The organism is Bacillus cereus, assembly GCF_002577405.1.
GTDB classification, from domain to species: Bacteria; Bacillota; Bacilli; order Bacillales; family Bacillaceae_G; genus Bacillus_A; species Bacillus_A cereus_AU.
Genome location: NZ_NULR01000001.1, coordinates 34,681 through 55,552, shown reverse-complemented (window position 1 = coordinate 55,552; position 20,872 = coordinate 34,681). Strand labels below are relative to the sequence as shown.

Here is a 20,872-nt window from a genome sequence, read left to right as displayed (position 1 = left end):
TCAAATCCAATTTCTTGTTCGCATTCACCGCAATTAACTGAAGAAGATATAAGTGTGCCAGATAAAATGTTATAAACAATGGTTAAACAAACTGGTTGAGTTAATCCTGGTAAGACACAAGGCATTGTATTTCGACCTCCTTTTCTATTAATAAGAAATGTAACGGATTCGATCTTTGGAAAGGATGAAGAGATTAGATAGTAGTGTAGAAATAAAAAATAATGTACAACATGATTTGAATTGTAAATTTTTAATGGAAACAAAATGTAGGTTTTGTTTGTTAATTTAGGAAGGAGAGAGGGGAATTAGAAGTTATAATTCTATTTTCCCCTAAAAAATTACTTAGATTAAGGTTGAGTTAAATTCGTTGTAACGCAACTTGCTTGGAATTTGTCATTGAATATAAGAGTACCTTCACCAGTAAATGGTACTCTTATAACTAGATTTTTACTAGTATAATCGAATTCTGTTTCTAAAGTACATTCCCCACAATCAACAGTAGAAGATATTAGTATACCCGATGAAACATTATAAACAAGTGTTAAACAAAGCGGCTGTGTTAATCCTGTAATAATACAAGACATTCTATTTACACCTCCTATTCTACTTATTAATAATAGTAAATGTAAATGTGATAACTTTTGAAACGGTATATGCGGAAAAATCACAATTAGTAGGTAGCATTTTTTGTTTATTTCAATAGAAAGAAAATTCGAAATGGATTTAAATAGCAAATTGATAGATCTTACTAAAATATAGATTTAAATGATAATTTTAAAGGAACAAACTGGCACCTAGTTGTTGGAGCCAGTTTTATATTTTTTCTAGAGTTAAAATTATTAAAGGAAAAAACTATTTTGTGATTGCAGATATTTTAAGTATTTAAATTAGAGGTTGAAACGGTAATGAATGTGTTTTGAAACCAATAAAAAGATTTAGTACAAAAGTTTGTTTTTTCTTTTCTATGTTTTTGCCTCGTACACTTTTAAGCTAGTGGACATACTTTACTAGTAAAAAGGATTAGGGGGTGAGGTTTTGGGTTCTCGATTTAATAATTGTAGAAAAAAATGTACGTGTAAACATGATGATTGTTGGGACGCTTTTGAAGAGTGCAAAAAAGAACAGAATGAGAAATGTGACAACTCTTGTGTACAAGGTATTAGAGATGAGCTAAAAAAATTAGTTAATCGAACAGTGCAAATTCAAACAGAAGGACGTACTTATGTAGGTATTGTTTCTTCGGTAACTTGTGATGTTGTTAAATTAGCTGCTATTCCAGGTTCAGTTGCAGCAATTATTTCTCTTTGTAAAATCGTAGCGATTATACCACCTGTTACAACCGTTACTACAGATTTTGATTTAAATGGTATTGACGTAGCAAACAAAGCATAATTATGCTGTTTTTTTGTAAAGCCATTCGTATGAATGGCTTTATTTTAACTTTGTATAAAAGGAGAATATATTCTTTATATAGAATTAAGGTTGAGTCTAGAAATAATGGTGTACGAAAGGAGAATGGGAGTGATTAGACTAGAGCCCCTTAAACGAACGGATTTCAAACAATTAATAAATTGGATTAATTCCGAAGAATTTTTAATACAATGGTCAGGAAATGCATTTACACATCCTTTAAACGAACAGCAATTAGATAAATATATAGAAAGTGCAGATACACTCGCTTTCAAAGTAATAGATGAAAAGACTGAAGAAGTAATTGGTCATATTTCACTTGGGCAAATAGATAATAGAAATATGTCTGCTAGAATTGGAAAAGTATTAGTTGGTGATATGAAAATGAGAGGACGTTCTATAGGAAAACAAATGATGAAAGCAGTACTCTATATTGCTTTTGAAGAATTGAAACTACATAGAGTAACTCTTGGTGTTTATGATTTTAATACGTCAGCCATTTCATGCTATGAAAAAATAGGATTTGTAAAAGAAGGTTTATTAAGAGAGTCAAAAAAAGTAGGAGATACGTATTGGAATTTATGGGAAATGAGTATGTTAGAATATGAATGGAACAATAAAAAATAATAGTTTTTTATAATTATATTATGTTAACAAACGGATGAACAGCATCATATTATAGATGCTGTTAAGTGGATAATTGGGGTAGAGGAGAGATTAGCGTGTACACTTTATTTCAATATAATTGGCAAGTAAGAGAAGAATAGTTTAAGTGATGTGAACAACTTAATATGTAATACATTTATGTACATGTCGTGGACCATCCGGTTATGATAGTATGAAATCAATATTTCCTCTTTGTTTTGTAGTGATTGCACAAACCATATTTGCAGTTGTTCTTTCATATCTTCAGTTACAATTGGTTTAGGTACTTTATTCAAATCATTCAGTATTTCTCTAATTCCTTCGTATTGTTCAGGCATACTGGCTTTTCGTTATCAAGACCTAAATCGTAAAAAGCCATAAAAAATAAGAGGTGATACATATTATACATAACTAATTCATGATCAATAGCATCCAATATGGTGTGGCAGGGCTGGAAGTGTTGGGAGTACTATGGGCACGGTTGGGCATTATTAATAAGAGCCCAATAAAAAAATTCTCTTGGATGCAAGAGGTTTTTTTGGGGGGGAATAGTAAGGGGTAGAGGAGGTGCATTACATATGGGAAAAGGTAGAAGTAATAATGCTGGTAAAAAACAACCGAATTTCGATGATTCATCTAATTTCGCTAAACAAAGCCAACCGACAGAAAAGAAGAAGAAATAAGAAAAGGAGCTCTCTTGATAAGGAGAGCTCCTTTTTAAGGTATATTGACATTTCAACAAAAAATATCGATTGCTCAACCAACAAGTCTGTTTTTATATATAAGAGGAATTCTTAGTTGAAATCCTTGGATTTTTTCTGGCGTATATGTAAAAACATTGAGATTGTAATGATGAAAAAGATGATAACTGTTTGTATGATCAAATTTTTAAATTGCAGCAATATTGTCCAAGATGTAAGAGCATCTTTAAAAGCTTGGAGTGTAGAGTACGAGGAAGGATCAAAACCGTACTGTAGCAACTTTTTTGTTTCGATAAAAGCACTGTTTTCTTCATCGGCTTCTAATATTACTGAAATAAGTCTAGTATCTCCTAGTTTTGCTGTACCGACAAAACTATAATTACCATTCGTTGAAAAACTAGTTTGCAAGCCATCGACCCCTTGAAGTTTAATTTTTTCATTAAGGGAATAAATCATTTTATTTGTGTTGAAAACTTGGGAATTTTTGAAGGTAAATTGATAAGAGGTTAGTTTCGTAATATTCAATACATCAGGAAAATCTTTTACTAATTGTGTTGCTAGTTTAGCGGTGTCTATCGCAGTTGCACTAGGTTGTTTATTTTTCTCGTTATTAACACCAGTAGAGTTTAAAAATGGAGATGGTTGTGTCAACTTTAGTTGTTTTGCTTTTTCGTTCATTAACATTGTAAAGTTATCTTCATTTCCAGCAATGTGTTCTGCTAGTGCGAGCGCAGAACGATTATTTCCTGTTAAAAGCAATGCATGAAGTAAATCACGTACCGTCGTTTTATCCTTCGATGTTACTTGTATAGGGCTTGTTTCTACTTGGAATACTTCGTTACGTATTTTTACTAATTCATCTAACTGAATTTTTCCGTCATTCAGTTGTTCCAATACGATATACTCTGTCATTAATTTAGACAAAGTAGCTGATTGTATAGGAGTTTCTTCATTTTTTTTATAAATAACTTTACCTGAATTAGCATCTATTAATATAGCTGATTTAGCTTGAACAATTGGACCATTTACAAAAAGGTAACAATATAAAACGATAAGTGTGGTAATGAGAAAAGATAATAATAAAACTGTTATTTTTTTTAAGAATTGCATAAGCGATCCTCCTACTATGACATCAATAATATTATTGTAAAAAGGAATGCTTAATTAGGAAGAAAGAAAAGGTAAAGAATTTCTAAAGAATTATAAAGGATTATTTAATTTTGGTTATTGATGGAAAATAAAAGGTTCAATTTCTTATAAGATAAGAAATTGAACCTAAAATTATGTTGTATTAACATTTATATGGAAGTAGTTTTACTGTGAAAGTCGTTTTGTTATCATCACTATATACTTCAATTGTTCCATTATGCAGTTCGACAATACTTTTGGCGATTGCTAATCCGAGTCCAGATCCACCAGTGTTTGTTGAACGCGATTTTTCAACGCGATAAAAGCGCTCAAAAATATGAGGTAAATCTGTACTAGGAATAGGTTGTCCGTAATTTGTTATATCAACTGCAATCAGATTATTGCTCTCATAAACAGTAAGATCAATATAGCCACCATCGTTTCCATAAGCAATAGCGTTTATAATAAGATTTTCAAATACACGCACTAATTTGTCTCCATCAGCTAATACCATGAGTTTTTGAGATGGGAAAGAAGGTCGACATTCTATATTAGCTTCTTGAACCTGTATGCGGAATTGAACAGTTAATTGTCCAAGTAGCTCTACGATATCAATAGGAGCAGAATATAAACTTAACTCTTTATTTTGAACACGTGTATATTCAAACAAGTCATTCATTAATGCATTTAGACGTGTTACTTTACCGTAAATGACTTGTATATAATGACGCAATTCCACTTCATCTCTATAATTATCATGATGGATTAAATTCACGTATCCAACTATAGATGTAAGGGGAGTACGTAAATCATGTGATACATTTGTAATCAGCTCACTTTTTGCTTGTTCCGCCTGTCTTTCTTCATCAATCGAGACTTTTAATTGTTCTACAATTTGATTGACTCCAGTTGCTAGCTCTTCTAGATAGTTATGATTTGCGATGGAAACTTTATGATTGAAATTTCCACTTGCAATATAACGAATCTCTTCAATCATTTTTTCTATACAAGTTTTATAGTAAAGCTTTCTTTCATGACGATAAAAAATGTATAGATAGGATGAGAATATAGAGAATAGAAATAAATAAGATACAATCATCATCCAGAGAGATTCCTTGAGTCCTTTATATTTTTCATAGCCGAAAATTCTAATGAATTCTTTACCGAGTTCGCTTAAAGTAAGTGAACTCTCAATTACACTCGTAATGAGGCGATATATAATTAATTCGGTAATTGGAGTAAGAATAATAGATAATAAGAGCCAAAAAATAATTTTCCATTTTGGAATATCTTTTAATATATCAAATGCCTCATTTCTCAATTTTATAGCCCACTCCCCAAACAGTATGAATAAATTTTTCCCCATTCATAACTGTTTCAAGTTTATCTCGTAAATTGCTAATATGGACCATTACAGTTTTGTTAGAACCATAACCATCTTCTTTCCAGACACGTTCAAATATTTCTTCAGAACTAAATACTCTCCCTGTATTGCTTGCAAGTAAATATAATATATCAAATTCAATTGAGGTGAGTTTAATAAATTCTCCATTTACTTTAACGGTATGATTATGCTTATGGATCTCAGCCGTTCGAATGCGAATGATACCATCTTCTTTCTTTTGGGGAGCAGTGTTTTGGAAAGAGGATCTTCTCAACAAAGCTTTCACTCTAGCCACTAGTTCTAGTGGATTGAATGGTTTAATCATATAATCATCTGCCCCTGTCATAAGCCCTAATATTTTATCCATATCTTCAGCTTTGGCACTAAGCATAAGAATAGGTACAGTATTATTTTCACGAACTTCTTGGCAAACTTCTAGACCGTTTCGTTTTGGCATCATAATATCCAAAATCATAAGATCCACTTCATATGTAGATACCATGTGCAAGGCTTCATCGCCATCATATGCTTTATAAATGTTATAGCCTTCATTTCGTAAATAAACAGCAAGTAATTCAACAATTTCTTTATCATCATCAATAATTAATATATTTTTATTCATTTTCTTAGTTCCTTTCCTTACAAATCATCAACATTACTATAATAGCAAACATTTATGCACTTTGTAGCAATGATTCAATATAAAATTTCATGTAACGTATAAAAAAGGTATTAAAACATTCATAACGAATTTAAAATAGAAGGGTTATTTGAATTTCATATTATATTGAATAATAGTAATCAGGAGGAGATTAGCGTGTCATACAATGAAACATATTCGGAAAAATAGAACAGGATATAAAAGCTTTTTTATTAAGATACATTAAAGAAAATTGTAGAGTGGAAAGGATATGATATGAAAATGCAATTAAAAGAATATATGAATCAAACATTTCCAGGTGTTACATTAGTACCGTACATATACTCACAGTGGGAAAATCATCTACATTTTGATTTTGGGAAAAATAAATGTCAATTTAAAGAGGGAACAGATGAATATAATATGGATTATTTTAATCAGTTATATCAGTACAATAAAGAAGTATTTCATGATATATTCTCGAAAAAAGATACAGTGTTTTTAGTGACAAATGTTTATCGATTTAAAAAGGGAAAAATGAAAAATCCGCAGAAAATAAATATATATAATCGATTTATTAAAAAGAGTGCTTTGAAGTTTCATATAAGACAAGAAACGCTACGATTTTTATTTGAGGATGAGGAATCAGATTTGTTTTGTACATATCAATTTTCATTAAAATGTCTTGCTGATGATATTAAGCATGAGCCACTTATTCAAGCTGCTAATCATGAAGATTTTCCAGAGTTGTACCCACGTTTTGGGAGCAAGAAAGAAATTTGTTATCCTGATGTATTTCTCATAAATGCGACGAAAGATATTATCATGTTTATTTACGATGATAGAGGATGTGAAGTAATTGCGAAGAATAAAGAAAGAATACGCAATTTATATGAGAAATATAAAGAGTGGATTCCAGATTATGAACGAGAAAGTATAGATGACTTATTTAAATGAGAATAGGGGAAGTGAAACGTGTAATGAAACGTATCGCAATTGTATCTGCATGGGAACCAGAACTTACGTATTTGCATCAACATTATCCAAGTGAACGGGTTGAAAAAAGAGCGGCTTGGGAATTTCATTTTCACACTATTAATGAGTTGGAAATTATATCAGTTGTAACTGGTGTCGGTAAAGTAAGTTGCGCTAGCTGTGTACAATTGTTAATAAGTGAGTTTCAGCCAGATGAATTATTTATGACGGGGATTTGCGGGAGTCTATCAAACAAGGTAAAAAATGGTCATATTGTAGTGGCACTCAATGCAATACAGCACGATGTTACGGCTGCTGGTTCAGGTGAAGACGTTTTTAATTTATATGATGGTAGAACGACACCTATTGAAACAACAAAATCACTTGTAAGAAGAATAAAAAAAATACGTTCTTATGATCCTGTTCATTTCGGTACGTTCTTATCTGGAGATCAGCGTATTCGTAGTTCGGAAATGAGATATTTACTGCATACTGTATACGGAGCATTGGCTGTTGATCAAGAAGTGGCAGCGTTCGCTTATGTTTGTCATGTAAATAAAAAACCTTTTTTATGTTTAAAAGCTACTTCAGATCAAGCGAATGATAAAACGAAAGAAGAACAAAAAATCTTTAAAATGTTAGCATGTGAAAGAGCGTGTGAACATTTAATTGCTTTTTTACGTGTTTATGAGATTACTGTAGTTAACAATAGATAACAAGAGAGGAAATATCCTATACATTTCAAATTAAGAGGTGAATTACAATTGCATACGTATTATGGAGAACTTTGTACAAAGATATATGAAAGTGATAAATCAATGGCGGCCGGAAAAGAATTGGATTTTTATCTTTCTTTTGCAAAAGATAAAAATATGAAAGTGTTAGAACCGATGTGTGGGAATGGCAGAATGTTAATTCCGTTCATGCAAAATGGTATTGATATAGAAGGGTTCGACCTGTCAGTAGAAATGCTTAAAATGTGTAAAGAGAAAGCAGAACAACTCAATTTGAAACCCGTTGTATCTCAAGAAAGAATTGAAAAATTTCATGGTAATAAAAAATATGATCTTATTATGATACCAATTGGATCATTTTCACTTTTACCTGATAATTTAGTAGATATTAGTCTCCAAAATATGAAAAATAACTTAAATGAAAATGGAAAATTCCTTCTTACCGTTGTATTAGGAGGGAATGAAGTGGAAGAGATTCTCGACTGGATTGAAACAAATAGAAAAGAAATTAACAATGAATTGATTGTTGAATATAGAAAAGTATCATATGATGATGTGCAAAAGCTTTTGAATATTAAACTAAAGTATGAAATTATTCATGATGAAAAAATAGTACAAACTGAGATTATGGATTTTCCTATAAGACTATATGATTTAAAAGAATTTGAAAATATACTTATTGCAAATGGATTTAATCAAGTTGTTATTCATGAAATAAAGGATGGATATGGTGAAGGGAATTCATTTCATGTGTTCGAATGTAGTATATAACAAGCCAAAGCGGAGGATTATCCTTATATGATTCAATACAAAAGATGTAGTGAAGTAAGTATAGATTTAGTATATGAAGCTTTTAAAGATGGATTTTCAGATTACATCATTAAAATGGATGTTTCAAAAGAAGATTTTATTAAAAGATTTTTGGGGCCAGAAGGTAACTCGCTAGAAAACTCTTTTCTTGCTTTAGACGGTGACAAATCTGTTGGTGTGATACTTGGTGGAATAAAGGTTTATGAAACGATAAAAACGATGCGTTGCGGAACACTAGCTGTTCAGCCAGAGTATCGAGGGATTGGTGTAAGTCAGCATTTATTTGAACTGCATAAAGAAGAGGCGATTCAAAATGGATGCAAACAACTTTTTCTTGAGGTCATTGTAGGTAATAATCGGGCGATTAAATTTTATAATACACTAGGTTATGAAAAAGTGTATGATCTTTCTTATTATAATTTAAATGATGTAACTAAACTAACAAATAAAGATAATGAAAATATTGAAGTAAAAAGATTAGAATTTCCAACATTTAAAGTTGGAATTCAAGAATGGTTGAACTTTCATATAAATTGGCAAAATGATATTGATTATATTGAAAAAACAAATAATACATTTTATGGTGCATATGTTGATAATGAATTAAAAGGCTCGTTATGTGTAAATGAACATGGGAAAATTAGCTATATATTCGTAGATAAGGACTATAGAAATATTGGTATTGCGACGCGATTATTACAAGTAGCAAGTGAAGAATTAAAGTTATCAAGTTTATCAATTGGGCTTCCTAATAATGGGTTACTTCAGGGGTATTTGAAGAAATGTGGATTTGAAAAGAACGCTTTAGCACAATATGAAATGTACCATCTATTATAAAAGCAGAAGGGAGTATTCTTTCTGCTTTTTCTTTTTGTCATGAAAATAAGGAGGAGATAATTAGTCAATAATGACCCGTTGGTGTATACACATAAAAAAGCACCATTTTCTTTTTGTCCTTCGCAAGAACCCACCGCATTTTAGTGATTATGATTGTTTTATCCATACCAACGTCATGGCTTGGTTTTCGCTCTTTTGGTATGATGGCGAGTGATTGAAGATTTTACGGTACGAATTTTTTCTCGTACCAACCTCATATCTTCAGTTTTCAAAGAACAACCTGTATGGGATGATTATAGTAAATGGTTAAATAATAACAAAGCCCTTTATTGTTAAAATATCGTAAAAAGTATGTTGATTGAGATTTATTTTTTTAGCAAAATCAAGTAAAATAATAAAAGAGAACATATATTCTGTTGGAAGCAGAAGGAGGCGTATGAATAATGATTGCTATAATAGATAAACAAAATAATGAATACGTAGTACAATTTGAGCGGCATTTTCCATATTCGATAGAAGAAGTATGGTCTGTGTTAACAGATAATAATAAATTGAAAAAGTGGATGTCTAACTTGCAAATAGAAAATCTTAAAACAGGTGGAATTATTAAATTCGACATGATGGATGGTTCGTTTTTAAATATTGATATTTTAGATTGTAAAATAAATTCAACATTAGAATTCACGTGGGATAAAGATCGTGTTCGATTTGAAATACATAAAGAGAAAAATGGATCCATATTAATACTTAAAGAATTCATTCATGAATTAACAGATCATACACCGAAAGATATAGCCGGTTGGCATATTTGTCTAGATCTTTTTTCTTCTGTTTTACAAGGAGAAGAAAAAGAGTTTTCAAAAGATGAATGGAAATATTGGTTTGATAAATATAAGGTTAAGACCGATGAATTGAATGGATAGATGTTATATAATCTATATTTATTATGTAATTATTATCTTATAAAAACGTTTTTTAACAACTATAAGAATAGAGGTTAATATGAAAGTAAATCAATTAATTGCGAATAATATTAATAAATTGGATGCAGAAATATTGGCAAATAAATCGTTTGGAATTGCTGGTTTGTCTGGATCTGGTAAAACTACACTTTGCCAAACGATTGGCGAAGAATCAAAAAAACGATTAGTTTCTTTATTACCAAAGGCTGAATATCAATATTTATTTCCTAACATTATGGAAACGAATTTTAGTGCTATTAAGATGGAAGAAATGCCTTTAGTACTTTTTCTAGGAAAATCATCGATTTCATCTAATCCGCGTTCAACAATTGGTACTCATACTGGTGTTTTTACAGAGGTTCGTGAAAAACTTGCTGAAGAATTCAACCTTTCTCCTGAGGTATTTTCGTTTAATAATCAGTTAGGCTGGTGTGCTGGCTGCAAAGGCCGTGGTACTACTAAAAATATTGAGTGTAAAAAATGTAAGGGAAAACGTTATAGTGACGAAATTGAACAACATGTAATTGACTTGTTCGCTAAACCACATACCATTTCAGATATTAATGATTTAAGTATTGAATCTATTCTTTCATTAGCAAAAGAATTAAATATTAGTGAAGCAAAACAACATATTTTGCAAAATATTATTAATATGAACATTGGTTATTTAACATTAAATCGAATTATGGGTACGTTGTCAGGTGGAGAGTTAACAAGGCTATACTTGGCTGAATTCATGGCAGTAAGTGAAAATGCTGTGATTATTATTGATGAGATTTCAGTTGGACTTGATCATGAAACATTATTACAAATATTAGAAGAGATTAAACAATTAGGGTGTAAAAATCAAATTTGGCTTATTGATCATTCAGATACAGTACTAGATACAACTGATGAGCAATTGTTCTTCGGCCCTGGTAGCGGAAAATATGGTGGGAAAATCGTAAAAGAATCACCAAGACCAAAACCAATAATTTGGGATCGAAACAAAGAAGTACCAACAGACTATTATACATTCCATGATTTATATTGCCGTAATATCCAAATAGCAGAGTTTCAGATTCCTAAAAATAGGCTTGTAACTGTTACAGGAGAATCTGGATGTGGGAAATCTACACTTGTCAATGAATGTATAGCTACAGATTTCTTAAAACGATATCAAAAAGATAAACTAGTTATGGTAGGACAGGATCGAAACCAATCAATTACAAGTCGATCAACCGTTGCAACTTTCCTTGATATTAAAAAGAAACTGACAAAATATAGTGAAGAAATCGATGATATTTTTGAGCGCTCGATTGAGGATATTATTGATGAGATTCCAAGTGAAGATATTGCGTATAAACGTTTAAGCCTATTAATCAAATTAGGACTTGGCTATTTAACATTAGAACGAAAAACACAAACATTATCAACAGGGGAGTTTCAATGTGTTCATTTAGTTTCTGAGTTATTTGCAAAAACAAGAAATCCACATACATTATTTATTTTTGATGAGCCTTCAAAAGGTTTATCACAAAATATTTTAAATCAATTTATAGATAGTATTAGAGGGATTTTGCAAGATGAATCAGTTTCTATTATTATGATTGAGCATAATAGTTACATGTTAGAAAGCTCTGATTATATTGTTGATTTCGGGAAAAGGCAGAATGAATCTGTAGAGCATCTGGATGTTGTCAGTCATGAGAATTATTGTCGTCAAAAAAGCAGTGTGAATAATGCTGAGCAAATACATATTCCTTCGACACTTAAGCATAAAGAAGGCGTTCATTATTTAAAAGAAAATCATATTAACTATTTTAAAAATGCCGAAAATATTTATAAGGGTGGTATTTTAAAAAGTTTATCATCAATGGCCCGTTTAATTTATGGTGAATATGAATCGGATACAATTGCACCGGTTGTTGCGATTAATCTTGAAAGACATTTATATAGTCAATATAGTTTCTTATATGAGATCGGTGGACTAATTAATCATATTGTAGCTGCTCATCCGACTAATAAAGATACGAGAAGTTTTGATTTTTATTCGCAGGACAATCATTGTCCATCTTGCTCTGGTCGCCTTCAAATTGAAGTTTTCGATAAAGATATTACAATTCAAAATAAAAACGTTCCATTTTGGGATGGTCTATTCGATCCGGAAATCATGAAAGTATTAAAATTTTATCAATATGAAAAAATAGAATTTCTATTTGAAGAAATTAAAAATGAACTTGGTCACGATTTATCAAAGAGCTATAATGATATGTCAGAAGAAGAAAAACATACATTTTGGTACGGATATTTTGAAAAATCATTTTATGATAAAAAAGGAAAGACACGTAGAACATGGGTAGGATTTAATACGATCATTGGCGGATATATCGTTATTTCAAAAGCAGCCATTAAAGAAGAAATTAAAGAATCTAAAGAAATGATTGTATGTCCAATTTGTGAGGGGACAGTTTTAAATCATCATAAACCGCTTAAATTTGATAACTTCGATATTCGTGAAATTATCAATCAAACAGTTGATGAAGTGTTGAAAATAGTCGGTGATTTACCTGTACTTCATAAATTAAAATCTATTGTTGGTGGCGATATGAGATTGACAGAAGATGTTTCTTTATTGCTAAGAAAACTACAAGCTGCACTAAAAATGGTTGAATTAGAGCAGGCAAGCTTTTCAAACTATGAAATGGTGTTACAAAATGCTTTACCATTTTGGGATGAAATAAAAGGAAATATAGAATCCATCAGTGTTAATAATCAAATAACTGTTTGTGATTTCCCTAATGTTTATGAAACAAGAGAAAACATTATAGATAAGTACTTCACAAATGGTAAATATAAAAAACTAACATATGTGTATGAAGCATTTGGTTACAAAAAATTAGTTACGCAAATTAATAAAATTAAAAAAAGCAACCCATGCCCATTCTGTAAAGGAAAGAAAGTTATAACAGAAGATAATATACATGACGGCGTGTTTAAATTAACAATTCCATGTGTAACTTGTAATGCAACTGGTATCAATGATGAAGGGCTTAAAGAAATTGTTGAGGGCATAGATGTGCAAACATGGTTAATTGGAAAAGTTAGTGATGTTGTGGATGAAAGCTTACGAACGGAAGCTGTTGAGGATATACCTATTTTTAATCGTATTCGTGAATTGGATAAACGAGATATGATGGCGGTTTATGAATGTTTGGAGCTTAATAAGTAAAATTTAACTAGTTTATGTGTTATTAAAAAGACTAGCTCAACTGAAGCAGTTAATATAAAGCGTATATTCTTAATAATAAATGTAATAACGTGTTATGAATATTCCAAAGTAATGAAAGAGGGTCCAATTTCTTAATGTGAAAATTAAGAAATTGGACCTTTAAATATTTTTATTTCCTACACATGTTATTTTATACTAAGACAAAGAGTTAAAAGATTGGAAAATAAAATGGTTCAATGCTTGATATGTTATACAATTATTACAGTATAAAAATAACGATAAAGGAGAAAAACAGTTTGTGAGTACTGTGATATATTCATTAAACTATTTATCCAGCTATTTGTGGGCAGTAAAACTCATTATTTTTATTAACTCCTTTGATGGCACTCGCTACCCGAATAGCAATGAGGTTAATGCAATTACAGTTGAAGAGGCTGAATGTTTCTTCAGTAAATTTTTATTTTAGTTTACTGAATTAATTGATTTATTCACTGGACTTTTTCGCCCTTTATATCGTAATAAAAATGAGTGAATGTTAATAGTCATTAAAATCTTCGGATCCTTGAATCTCAATATGGGTGAATAGTGGCGGAAAAATTAAATTGAAAATTATGAAAATTAATATTGCGCTCACTTTTCACCTCTGATATATTATATTTAAGTGAAAATTCACTAAATTATTACTTTTATTTACTAAAAATAGAAAAAGAGGTAATCATATTGGTAACATTAAATGAAATTGCCAAAAAGGCACAGATATCAAAAACGACTGTATCAAGAGTGTTAAATGAGGATCAAACTTTATCCGTTACAGAAGAGACTCGGAAAAAAATCCTTCAGGCTGCAGAAGAGTTAGATTACATACCTAAAAAGCAACGAAATATAGAAAAAAAAATTACCAATCCTAAGCAGTACGGAAAAATTGGGCTTTTGATGTATCTTTCTCAAGAATCGGAATTTGATGATCCATATTTTTTGGCCATTCGTAATGGAATTGAAAAGAGGATGATTGAATTGGGAATTGAACTATCGAAAGTGTTGAGACCTCCTTTCAATAAAAAGGATCTAGAAGGATTGGATGGATTAATAGTAGTAGGAGTCATAGGTCAAGAAGAAGTGGAAAATCAAGTAAAGCAAGTACAACATTTAGTGTTTGTCGATGTATCTCCTGACGAACAACTATATGATTCAGTGGTGATAGATTCTGAAAAAGCTACTGAAAAGGTTATTCAATACTTATTGGATTTAGGACACAAAAAAATAGGCTATATTGGTGGTCAATCATATACCATTGGTGGATTATCTGGAAAATTAGAGATTCATGATGTACGAAAAAGAACATATGAAAAAATGCTAACGGAACAGGGATTATATAACCCAAAATATACTTATATTGGAAAATGGACAACAAAAGATGGCTTAACGCTAATGGAGGAAGCGATCCATTCAGGGAATCTCCCTACCGCCTTTTTCATTGGAAGTGACCCTATGGCCATTGGTGCTTTGAAAGCTTTAACGGATTCAGGATTAAAAGTTCCTGATGATATCGCAATCTTTGGATTTGATGGGATTGAATTATGCGAATTTGTTACTCCTCCATTATCCACTGTAAAAGTTCATACCGAGGAGATGGGGAAAGTAGCAGTAAATCTTCTAGTTGAACGCATTGATGGGAGAACATTGCCATTAAAAGTGGTGGTTCCGACTAGTTTGATTGTTAGAAAAAGTTGTGGAGGTGAGGGGATTTAAAAAATTTTTAAGAAGGAATGAAAGCGTATTCTTAAAGTTAGGTCTAAAGATTGTTTTACAAAAGACAAAATTGATCTTCAAAAAATGATAGGGGGATTTATGTTGAAAAAAAGAATATCGTTATTATTAATTTTAGCTATTTCTTTTGCAATGCTGCTTTCTGCTTGCGGGAACAGTGAGAAATCTTCTAGTCAAGGTAAAAATGGGGAGAAAGTATTACGCTTTGCTACATGGGATACTGGAGAGAGTCTCAAATACCAACAAGATATTGCGAAAAAGTTTGAAAAGGCGAATCCAGGAGTGAAAGTGCAAGTTGAAGCATATGCTGACGGGTTTGAGGATAAGCTGGCTGCTTCTTTCGGAGCAAAAAATCCCCCTGATGTCATGTATATGTGGAATTATCCAGATTACTATAAATCTCTGGAACCACTTGATGACTACGTAAATAAAGACAGTAGTTTTAAAACTACTTTTGATGATTTTTATACGAATATTGTAAACTATCACAAATTTAAAAATACTACCTATGGATTTCCAGTTGGTTTTACCACTCGCGTCATTTACTACAATAAAAAACTTTTCCAAGAAGCAGGGGTACCTCTTCCGACTTCTGGTTGGACTTGGGAGCAGTTCAGTGATGCAGCGAAAAAGTTATCCAATCCTGAAAAGAAACAATATGGGTTTGTTCTCTCTTCCAAAAAAAATTCATATGCATTCCAAGAATATGTATGGAGTAATGGGAGTAGTTTCATTAGTCCTGATGGCAAAAAGGTAGATGGATATATGAATAGTTCAAAAACAAAAGAAATCCTTAATGGCTTTCAACATATGATTGATGAAAATAGTGCTATTGTGTCTGATAAAGTCACTGAAAGTTTCAAATCAGGGAAAATCGCTATGATCGAGAACGGCATTTGGCCTTTAGAAGATTTTAAAAAGGCTGGCATGGATTTTGGAACTGCAGAAATTCCATCCTTTCATGGACAACCTTCAAAGGGTGTTATCCATTCTGCAGGAATTGCAATGGCCAAAGACTCTAAAGAAAAAGACCTAGCTTGGAAATTTATCAAATACTTTGTATCAGCAGAAGCAGCAGAAATGAGAAAGACTGATATGCCAGTACTTAAGAGTGTGGTTTCCGAACAAAGTCATAAAAATGATCAGTTATTAAGTACATTCTATACTATGCTTGAAAGATCATCAGATACTCCAGGATTTTTACTTACAAACAAATGGACAGAAGTTGACAAAAAACTAGATTATGCAATTAGCAGTGTATTATTAGGGCAAAATTCAGCAGATAAAGCCTTGAATGAAGCGGTTAAATTGACAGAGCCTGCATTGAAAAAATAGTTTAAGAGAAAGAAGGGGATCATTTCATGATTATAAAAACTGAAAATAAAATAACTCAAACGGTTCCCGAACGACCCATATCCATTCTATCAAAGATTAGATGGGGAGACCTTACTCCCTATCTATTCATTTCTCCTTGGATCATTGGTTTCATCTGTTTTACGTTCGGACCCTTGATTTTTTCTCTTATCATAAGCTTTTTTGATTGGCCTACTGTTGGAACCCCAACGTTTATTGGTTTCAAAAATTATGTTGATATGTTTACAAATGACCCAGTGTTTTGGCAATCTTTAGGAGTTACCTTTAAGTTTGCTGCTATTTTAGTACCGTTAAACATCGGTATTGCTCTCTTGCTAGCTATATTATTAAATCAAAAAGTAAAATGGCTTTCAGGCTATAGAACGATATTCTATCTTCCTACGGTTGTTTCGGGAGTAGCCCTTTCAATGATTTGGTCATGGATGTACGACGGAGAATACGGTTTACTAAACTATCTACTATCATTAATAGGCATTAATGGACCAAACTGGCTAAATGATCCAACCTGGTCACTTTTTGCAATCGTGTTTGCAGGTATTTGGGGGCAAGGGACTATGATGCTGATATTCTTAGCCGGTTTAAAAAATATACCGAAAGACCTATATGAAGCTGCAGATATAGATGGTGCAAGTAAATGGCACAAGTTCAGTAAAATAACACTTCCGATGCTGAGTCCGACCATTCTGTTTAATGTCATTACTGCTATCATTTCAGCATTTCAACAGTTAACACTCGCGCTTGTTCTAACAGGTGGAGGACCTTTAAGAAAGACGTATTTCTATGCGATGTATGTTTATGAAAATGCTTTCAAGTATTTTAAAATGGGTTATGCATCCGCAAATGCTTGGTTTATGTTCTTAATTATTTTGGCTCTGACATTACTGGTTTTCAAAACATCTAATACTTGGGTTTACTATGAAAATGAAATGAAAAAGAAACAAAAATAGGAAAGGAGGAATATGATGATTATGAGAAGTATAACAACGAAGGTCATTGTACATACAATACTGATTATTTTTTGTTTATTTTTTATCGCACCATTTCTTTGGATGTTCATTACAGCTGTAAAAACCCCTGCTGAGACATTTGTATTTCCTCCGAAACTAATTCCGTCTCAGTTTGAATTTAGTAATTTTTATACAGCCTGGACAGTTTTACCTTTTACAACATTTCTGAAAAATTCTTTGATTGTTACAGGATTAGGAATCATCGGACAACTATTATCATCTTCTTTAGTAGCTTATGGATTTGCCAGATTCAATTTTAAAGGAAGGGACGTTCTTTTTCTAATTTTACTAACAGGAATGATGATTCCCTGGGATGTAACTGCAATTCCCTTATATATGGAATTTAATCAGTTGGGCTGGATTAATACTCTAAAACCACTGATTGTTCCTACCTTTTTCGGATCACCCTATTTCATTTTTTTACTTCGCCAATTTTTATTAGGAGTTCCTAAAGAAATGGAAGAAGCAGCGCTCATAGACGGGGCGAACCATTTTCAAATTTTTTATCGGATATTCATTCCGTTAATGGCTCCAGTATTGGTGGTTGTCGGTGTGTTTCAAATGTTAGGCTCATGGAATGATTATTTAGGACCATTAATTTTTCTGAACGATCAAAGTAAATACACTTTAACGTTGGGACTCATGCAATTCAAAGGGATGTTTGGAGTTGATATGACTTCTATCATGGCTTCGACTCTATTAATTTGTATTCCTCCCATTATAGTATTTTTTGTAGCACAGCGCTTTATCCTGGATGGTGTTCAAAATACAGGTATCAAATAATGTTTATTTCCTACCTGATCAAGGAAGACAGAAAGGAGGAAGTGGGCCGTGATCGCAAGGATTTATCATTTATTAGAATGGGTCATGAAATTGTTATTCCTTAATTTATTGTGGATTGGATTTACATTGATTGGTTTTGGAGTGTTTGGATTATTCCCATCGACTGTTGCTATGTTCCAATTAATAATGGATTTGATTAACAAAAAGGATACAAAAATGGTAGCAACTTTTTGGAATTCCTATCAATCTAATTTTAAAAAATCGAACAAAATGGGGTTTTTCATCGTTTTAATAGGCTCGATACTTATGACGGATCTTTATTTTTTTCAAATGTATGACACCTTGGTAAGTAGGGTTCTTTCCCTAATGATTTTGTCAATGCTTTTATTTTATGTAGTGAATTTACTCTATATTATTCAGACATTTAATCATTTTGAAGTAAAAACATTTCATTATTTTAAATATGCCACATTTATAGGCATAGCAAATCCGATAAAAACGATCTTGATCATCATCACTCTCATTTTGATGTCACTTCTTTTTTTAATATATCCAGGTCTATTTTTCATGTTTGGTGGTAGTGGTATTGCACTAGTCATCGTATTGTTTACAAAAAATATTTTTGCTCGCTTAAAAGGTGTAGCTCTATAATTCAATATTCTAAAAAATAAAAAGAGGAGGAGAGGCTATGATCACACAAAAGGTAAACATTGAGGCCGTTCATGAAGATAGTGTCAAAGTCAAAATTGACCAAAGAGAAGAAAATGGAGTTTTATTTGTTCATATCCATATAGGGTCAGAACAACCCATTCAATTCCCAAAAGTTAATTTAGTTTGGCATCACCCAATTGTTGATATTCAATCATATTGGCATCCAGGATCCTCCCGTAGTAAAAGTTTCGGTGTGGATTGGGATGGAGGTTTTTCTTCTAAAGCAACAGTATTAGCCCCGGTTGGCTGTTTCTATAATCAAGAAGGACAAAACAGGCTTGCTGTAGCATATTCCAATGCGATGGATACTGTTAATTTTAATTTGGGCGTCCACGAAGAAACTGGAACGATGAAAGCACAAATCACATTATTTACAGAGCCATCCAAAGTTCAATCATCCTATGATGGAGTGATTCGAGTCGATATGAGGGATATTCCTTATTATCAAGCAATCCAAGATATTTCCGTGTGGTATGAGGAAATGGATGGATATGGGCCATCCTTTGTTCCTGAAACTGCGAAGCTTCCTATGTATTCGACATGGTATAGCTTCCATCAGGACATATCTGATGATGAAATCGAGAAACAATGTGAGATTGCGAAACAGTTAGGTTGTGGGGCTGTTATCGTTGACGATGGCTGGCAGACAGAAGATGATCATCGTGGTTATGCTTATTGTGGAGATTGGGAAGTGTCTCCTAAAAGAATCGTGGGCATGAGGGAACATGTTGAGAGAGTACATGATTTGGGGATGAAATATTTATTGTGGTATAGTGTACCATTTGTAGGAATCTATTCAAAGACATGGGAGCGATTCCGAAGTAAAATTTTATATTTCAGTGATAATCTCCAGGCAGGAGTTTTGGATCCACGTTACCCAGAAGTCAGAGAATATTTGATATCTACTTACGAAAAAGCTCTGAAAGAGTGGGATCTAGACGGATTTAAATTTGATTTTATTGATTTATTTGATTTAAATCGAGCGAAGGGACAAGCAATTCAATTTGATCCAGAACGGGATTATGAATCCGTACAGGAAGCGGTGGATTGTCTATTTACTGATATTATGGAAAGTTTAAAATTAATTAAGCCATCCATTATGGTTGAATTCAGACAAAGATATATCGGACCTTATATGAGGAAATATGGAAATATTTTCAGGGTAGGAGATTGCCCGAATGATGCAATTACAAACCGTGTTGGTATTATGGATCTACGCTTGCTATCAGGAGACACTGCTGTTCATTCCGATATGATTATGTGGAGTCCAGAAGATACGACTGAAAATGCGGCACTGCAATTAATCAATGTTATTTTTGGTGTACCGCAATTTTCCATGCGTTTTGAAAGATTAAATAAAGATCATTTTGAAATGGCAAAGTTTTGGCTAGGGTTTTCGAAAAAATACCAAGACGTATTATTGAATGGTGATTTAAAGCCTACTGCACCAGAATTACTTTACCCGATAGTAGAAACTGTGAATGACTCAACCAAACTAATCGCCATTTACGCAGATGTTTGTATTAAGACTGGTACCAATATTCCCGAGGAATTTATTATTGTAAATGGCACTTTAAACGAGGAGTTCATCCTAGATTTAGAAAAAGATCTTGTCAATATAACAATTGAGACATACAGCTGTACTGGAAAATTAATCCGAAAACATAAAACCGATCTATCCAAAGGGTTACATAAGATGGAGACAGAGAAATCTGGAGTTCTAATTTTTAGAAAGTCCTAAATCGGATTATGGCTTCACATTAATGAATGCTGGTATTCAACTAGAACAAACT

General features: G+C 32.1%; 19 protein-coding genes and 1 pseudogene. 15 read left to right on the top strand and 5 right to left on the bottom strand.

What is annotated here, in order from left to right; translation table 11 throughout:
* Positions 1-347: 347 nt before the first annotated feature.
* Positions 348-584, bottom strand: coding sequence for a hypothetical protein (locus COC96_RS00290; protein WP_098266863.1), 237 nt, complete (start codon positions 582-584; stop codon positions 348-350).
* A 451-nt stretch (positions 585-1,035) separates the two neighbouring features.
* Here COC96_RS00290 and COC96_RS00285 point away from each other — a divergent pair, with 451 nt between their 5' ends.
* The gene (locus COC96_RS00285; RefSeq protein ID WP_098266864.1) at positions 1,036-1,392 is read left to right on the top strand and encodes a hypothetical protein; all 357 of its coding nucleotides are present in this window, start codon (positions 1,036-1,038) and stop codon (positions 1,390-1,392) included.
* Positions 1,393-1,497: 105 nt separating this feature from the next.
* Positions 1,498-2,037 (top strand): GNAT family N-acetyltransferase, encoded by a 540-nt coding sequence (locus tag COC96_RS00280; RefSeq protein WP_098266948.1) that lies wholly within the window; start codon positions 1,498-1,500, stop codon positions 2,035-2,037.
* Positions 2,038-2,195: 158 nt separating this feature from the next.
* Here COC96_RS00280 and COC96_RS00270 read toward each other — a convergent pair.
* The 4 genes and pseudogenes from COC96_RS00270 to COC96_RS00255 all read right to left on the bottom strand — a co-directional run.
* Positions 2,196-2,393 (bottom strand): annotated as a pseudogene (locus COC96_RS00270) (YolD-like family protein); the annotation flags it as partial.
* 456 nt (positions 2,394-2,849) lie between these two features.
* Positions 2,850-3,866: a D-alanyl-D-alanine carboxypeptidase family protein gene (locus tag COC96_RS00265; RefSeq protein ID WP_098266866.1), complete on the bottom strand. Its 1,017-nt coding sequence runs from the start codon at positions 3,864-3,866 to the stop codon at positions 2,850-2,852.
* 181 nt (positions 3,867-4,047) lie between these two features.
* Positions 4,048-5,205 (bottom strand): sensor histidine kinase, encoded by a 1,158-nt coding sequence (locus COC96_RS00260; protein WP_098266867.1) that lies wholly within the window; start codon positions 5,203-5,205, stop codon positions 4,048-4,050.
* Entirely contained in the window at positions 5,195-5,890 is a 696-nt protein-coding gene (locus COC96_RS00255; protein WP_098266868.1) for a response regulator transcription factor, read from the bottom strand. The genes COC96_RS00260 and COC96_RS00255 overlap by 11 nt, the downstream gene beginning before the upstream one ends.
* A gap of 300 nt (positions 5,891-6,190) precedes the next feature.
* On the opposite strand from COC96_RS00255, the gene COC96_RS00250 reads away from it, so the two are divergent.
* From COC96_RS00250 to COC96_RS00195, 13 genes are all read left to right on the top strand, one after another.
* Positions 6,191-6,865: a DUF3885 domain-containing protein gene (locus COC96_RS00250; protein WP_098266869.1), complete on the top strand. Its 675-nt coding sequence runs from the start codon at positions 6,191-6,193 to the stop codon at positions 6,863-6,865.
* A complete protein-coding gene (mtnN, locus tag COC96_RS00245; protein ID WP_142339932.1) occupies positions 6,862-7,599 on the top strand; it encodes a 5'-methylthioadenosine/S-adenosylhomocysteine nucleosidase in 738 nt (245 codons plus the stop codon). The genes COC96_RS00250 and mtnN overlap by 4 nt, the downstream gene beginning before the upstream one ends.
* 48 nt (positions 7,600-7,647) lie before the next feature.
* The gene (locus tag COC96_RS00240; RefSeq protein WP_098266870.1) at positions 7,648-8,388 is read left to right on the top strand and encodes a class I SAM-dependent methyltransferase; all 741 of its coding nucleotides are present in this window, start codon (positions 7,648-7,650) and stop codon (positions 8,386-8,388) included.
* 27 nt (positions 8,389-8,415) lie between these two features.
* Positions 8,416-9,264: a GNAT family N-acetyltransferase gene (locus COC96_RS00235; RefSeq protein ID WP_098266871.1), complete on the top strand. Its 849-nt coding sequence runs from the start codon at positions 8,416-8,418 to the stop codon at positions 9,262-9,264.
* Positions 9,265-9,707: 443 nt separating this feature from the next.
* Complete coding sequence (locus COC96_RS00230; RefSeq protein ID WP_098266872.1) at positions 9,708-10,187, top strand: SRPBCC family protein; 480 nt, start codon at positions 9,708-9,710, stop codon at positions 10,185-10,187.
* 79 nt (positions 10,188-10,266) lie between these two features.
* Positions 10,267-13,437 (top strand): ATP-binding cassette domain-containing protein, encoded by a 3,171-nt coding sequence (locus tag COC96_RS00225; RefSeq protein WP_098768076.1) that lies wholly within the window; start codon positions 10,267-10,269, stop codon positions 13,435-13,437.
* Positions 13,438-13,735: 298 nt separating this feature from the next.
* Entirely contained in the window at positions 13,736-13,903 is a 168-nt protein-coding gene (locus tag COC96_RS27420) for a hypothetical protein (RefSeq protein ID WP_176538767.1), read from the top strand.
* A gap of 254 nt (positions 13,904-14,157) precedes the next feature.
* Positions 14,158-15,186 (top strand): LacI family DNA-binding transcriptional regulator, encoded by a 1,029-nt coding sequence (locus COC96_RS00220; RefSeq protein ID WP_098266874.1) that lies wholly within the window; start codon positions 14,158-14,160, stop codon positions 15,184-15,186.
* A 102-nt stretch (positions 15,187-15,288) separates the two neighbouring features.
* Positions 15,289-16,539 (top strand): ABC transporter substrate-binding protein, encoded by a 1,251-nt coding sequence (locus tag COC96_RS00215; RefSeq protein WP_098266875.1) that lies wholly within the window; start codon positions 15,289-15,291, stop codon positions 16,537-16,539.
* A 26-nt stretch (positions 16,540-16,565) separates the two neighbouring features.
* Positions 16,566-17,525 (top strand): carbohydrate ABC transporter permease, encoded by a 960-nt coding sequence (locus tag COC96_RS00210; protein ID WP_088229153.1) that lies wholly within the window; start codon positions 16,566-16,568, stop codon positions 17,523-17,525.
* A gap of 15 nt (positions 17,526-17,540) precedes the next feature.
* A complete protein-coding gene (locus COC96_RS00205) occupies positions 17,541-18,368 on the top strand; it encodes a carbohydrate ABC transporter permease (protein ID WP_088229154.1) in 828 nt (275 codons plus the stop codon).
* Positions 18,369-18,416: 48 nt separating this feature from the next.
* Positions 18,417-19,019 (top strand): YesL family protein, encoded by a 603-nt coding sequence (locus tag COC96_RS00200; protein ID WP_088229155.1) that lies wholly within the window; start codon positions 18,417-18,419, stop codon positions 19,017-19,019.
* 37 nt (positions 19,020-19,056) lie between these two features.
* Positions 19,057-20,820, top strand: a complete 1,764-nt coding sequence (locus tag COC96_RS00195; RefSeq protein WP_098266876.1) for a glycoside hydrolase family 36 protein — start codon at positions 19,057-19,059, stop codon at positions 20,818-20,820.
* The last annotated feature ends 52 nt before the right edge of the window (positions 20,821-20,872 follow it).

What these genes read in the sequence shown, in the direction of transcription:
- mtnN (WP_142339932.1), top strand. Translation starts at nt 6,862, where the DNA reads ATGAGAATAGGGGAAGTGAAACGTGTAATGAAACGTATCGCAATTGTA.
- COC96_RS00225 (WP_098768076.1), top strand. Translation starts at nt 10,267, where the DNA reads ATGAAAGTAAATCAATTAATTGCGAATAATATTAATAAATTGGATGCA.
- COC96_RS00265 (WP_098266866.1), bottom strand. Translation starts at nt 3,866, where the DNA reads ATGCAATTCTTAAAAAAAATAACAGTTTTATTATTATCTTTTCTCATT.
- COC96_RS00290 (WP_098266863.1), bottom strand. Translation starts at nt 584, where the DNA reads ATGTCTTGTATTATTACAGGATTAACACAGCCGCTTTGTTTAACACTT.
- COC96_RS00250 (WP_098266869.1), top strand. Translation starts at nt 6,191, where the DNA reads ATGCAATTAAAAGAATATATGAATCAAACATTTCCAGGTGTTACATTA.
- COC96_RS00280 (WP_098266948.1), top strand. Translation starts at nt 1,498, where the DNA reads ATGGTGTACGAAAGGAGAATGGGAGTGATTAGACTAGAGCCCCTTAAA.
- COC96_RS00255 (WP_098266868.1), bottom strand. Translation starts at nt 5,890, where the DNA reads ATGAATAAAAATATATTAATTATTGATGATGATAAAGAAATTGTTGAA.
- COC96_RS00205 (WP_088229154.1), top strand. Translation starts at nt 17,541, where the DNA reads ATGATTATGAGAAGTATAACAACGAAGGTCATTGTACATACAATACTG.
- COC96_RS00195 (WP_098266876.1), top strand. Translation starts at nt 19,057, where the DNA reads ATGATCACACAAAAGGTAAACATTGAGGCCGTTCATGAAGATAGTGTC.
- COC96_RS00230 (WP_098266872.1), top strand. Translation starts at nt 9,708, where the DNA reads ATGATTGCTATAATAGATAAACAAAATAATGAATACGTAGTACAATTT.
- COC96_RS00210 (WP_088229153.1), top strand. Translation starts at nt 16,566, where the DNA reads ATGATTATAAAAACTGAAAATAAAATAACTCAAACGGTTCCCGAACGA.
- COC96_RS00235 (WP_098266871.1), top strand. Translation starts at nt 8,416, where the DNA reads ATGATTCAATACAAAAGATGTAGTGAAGTAAGTATAGATTTAGTATAT.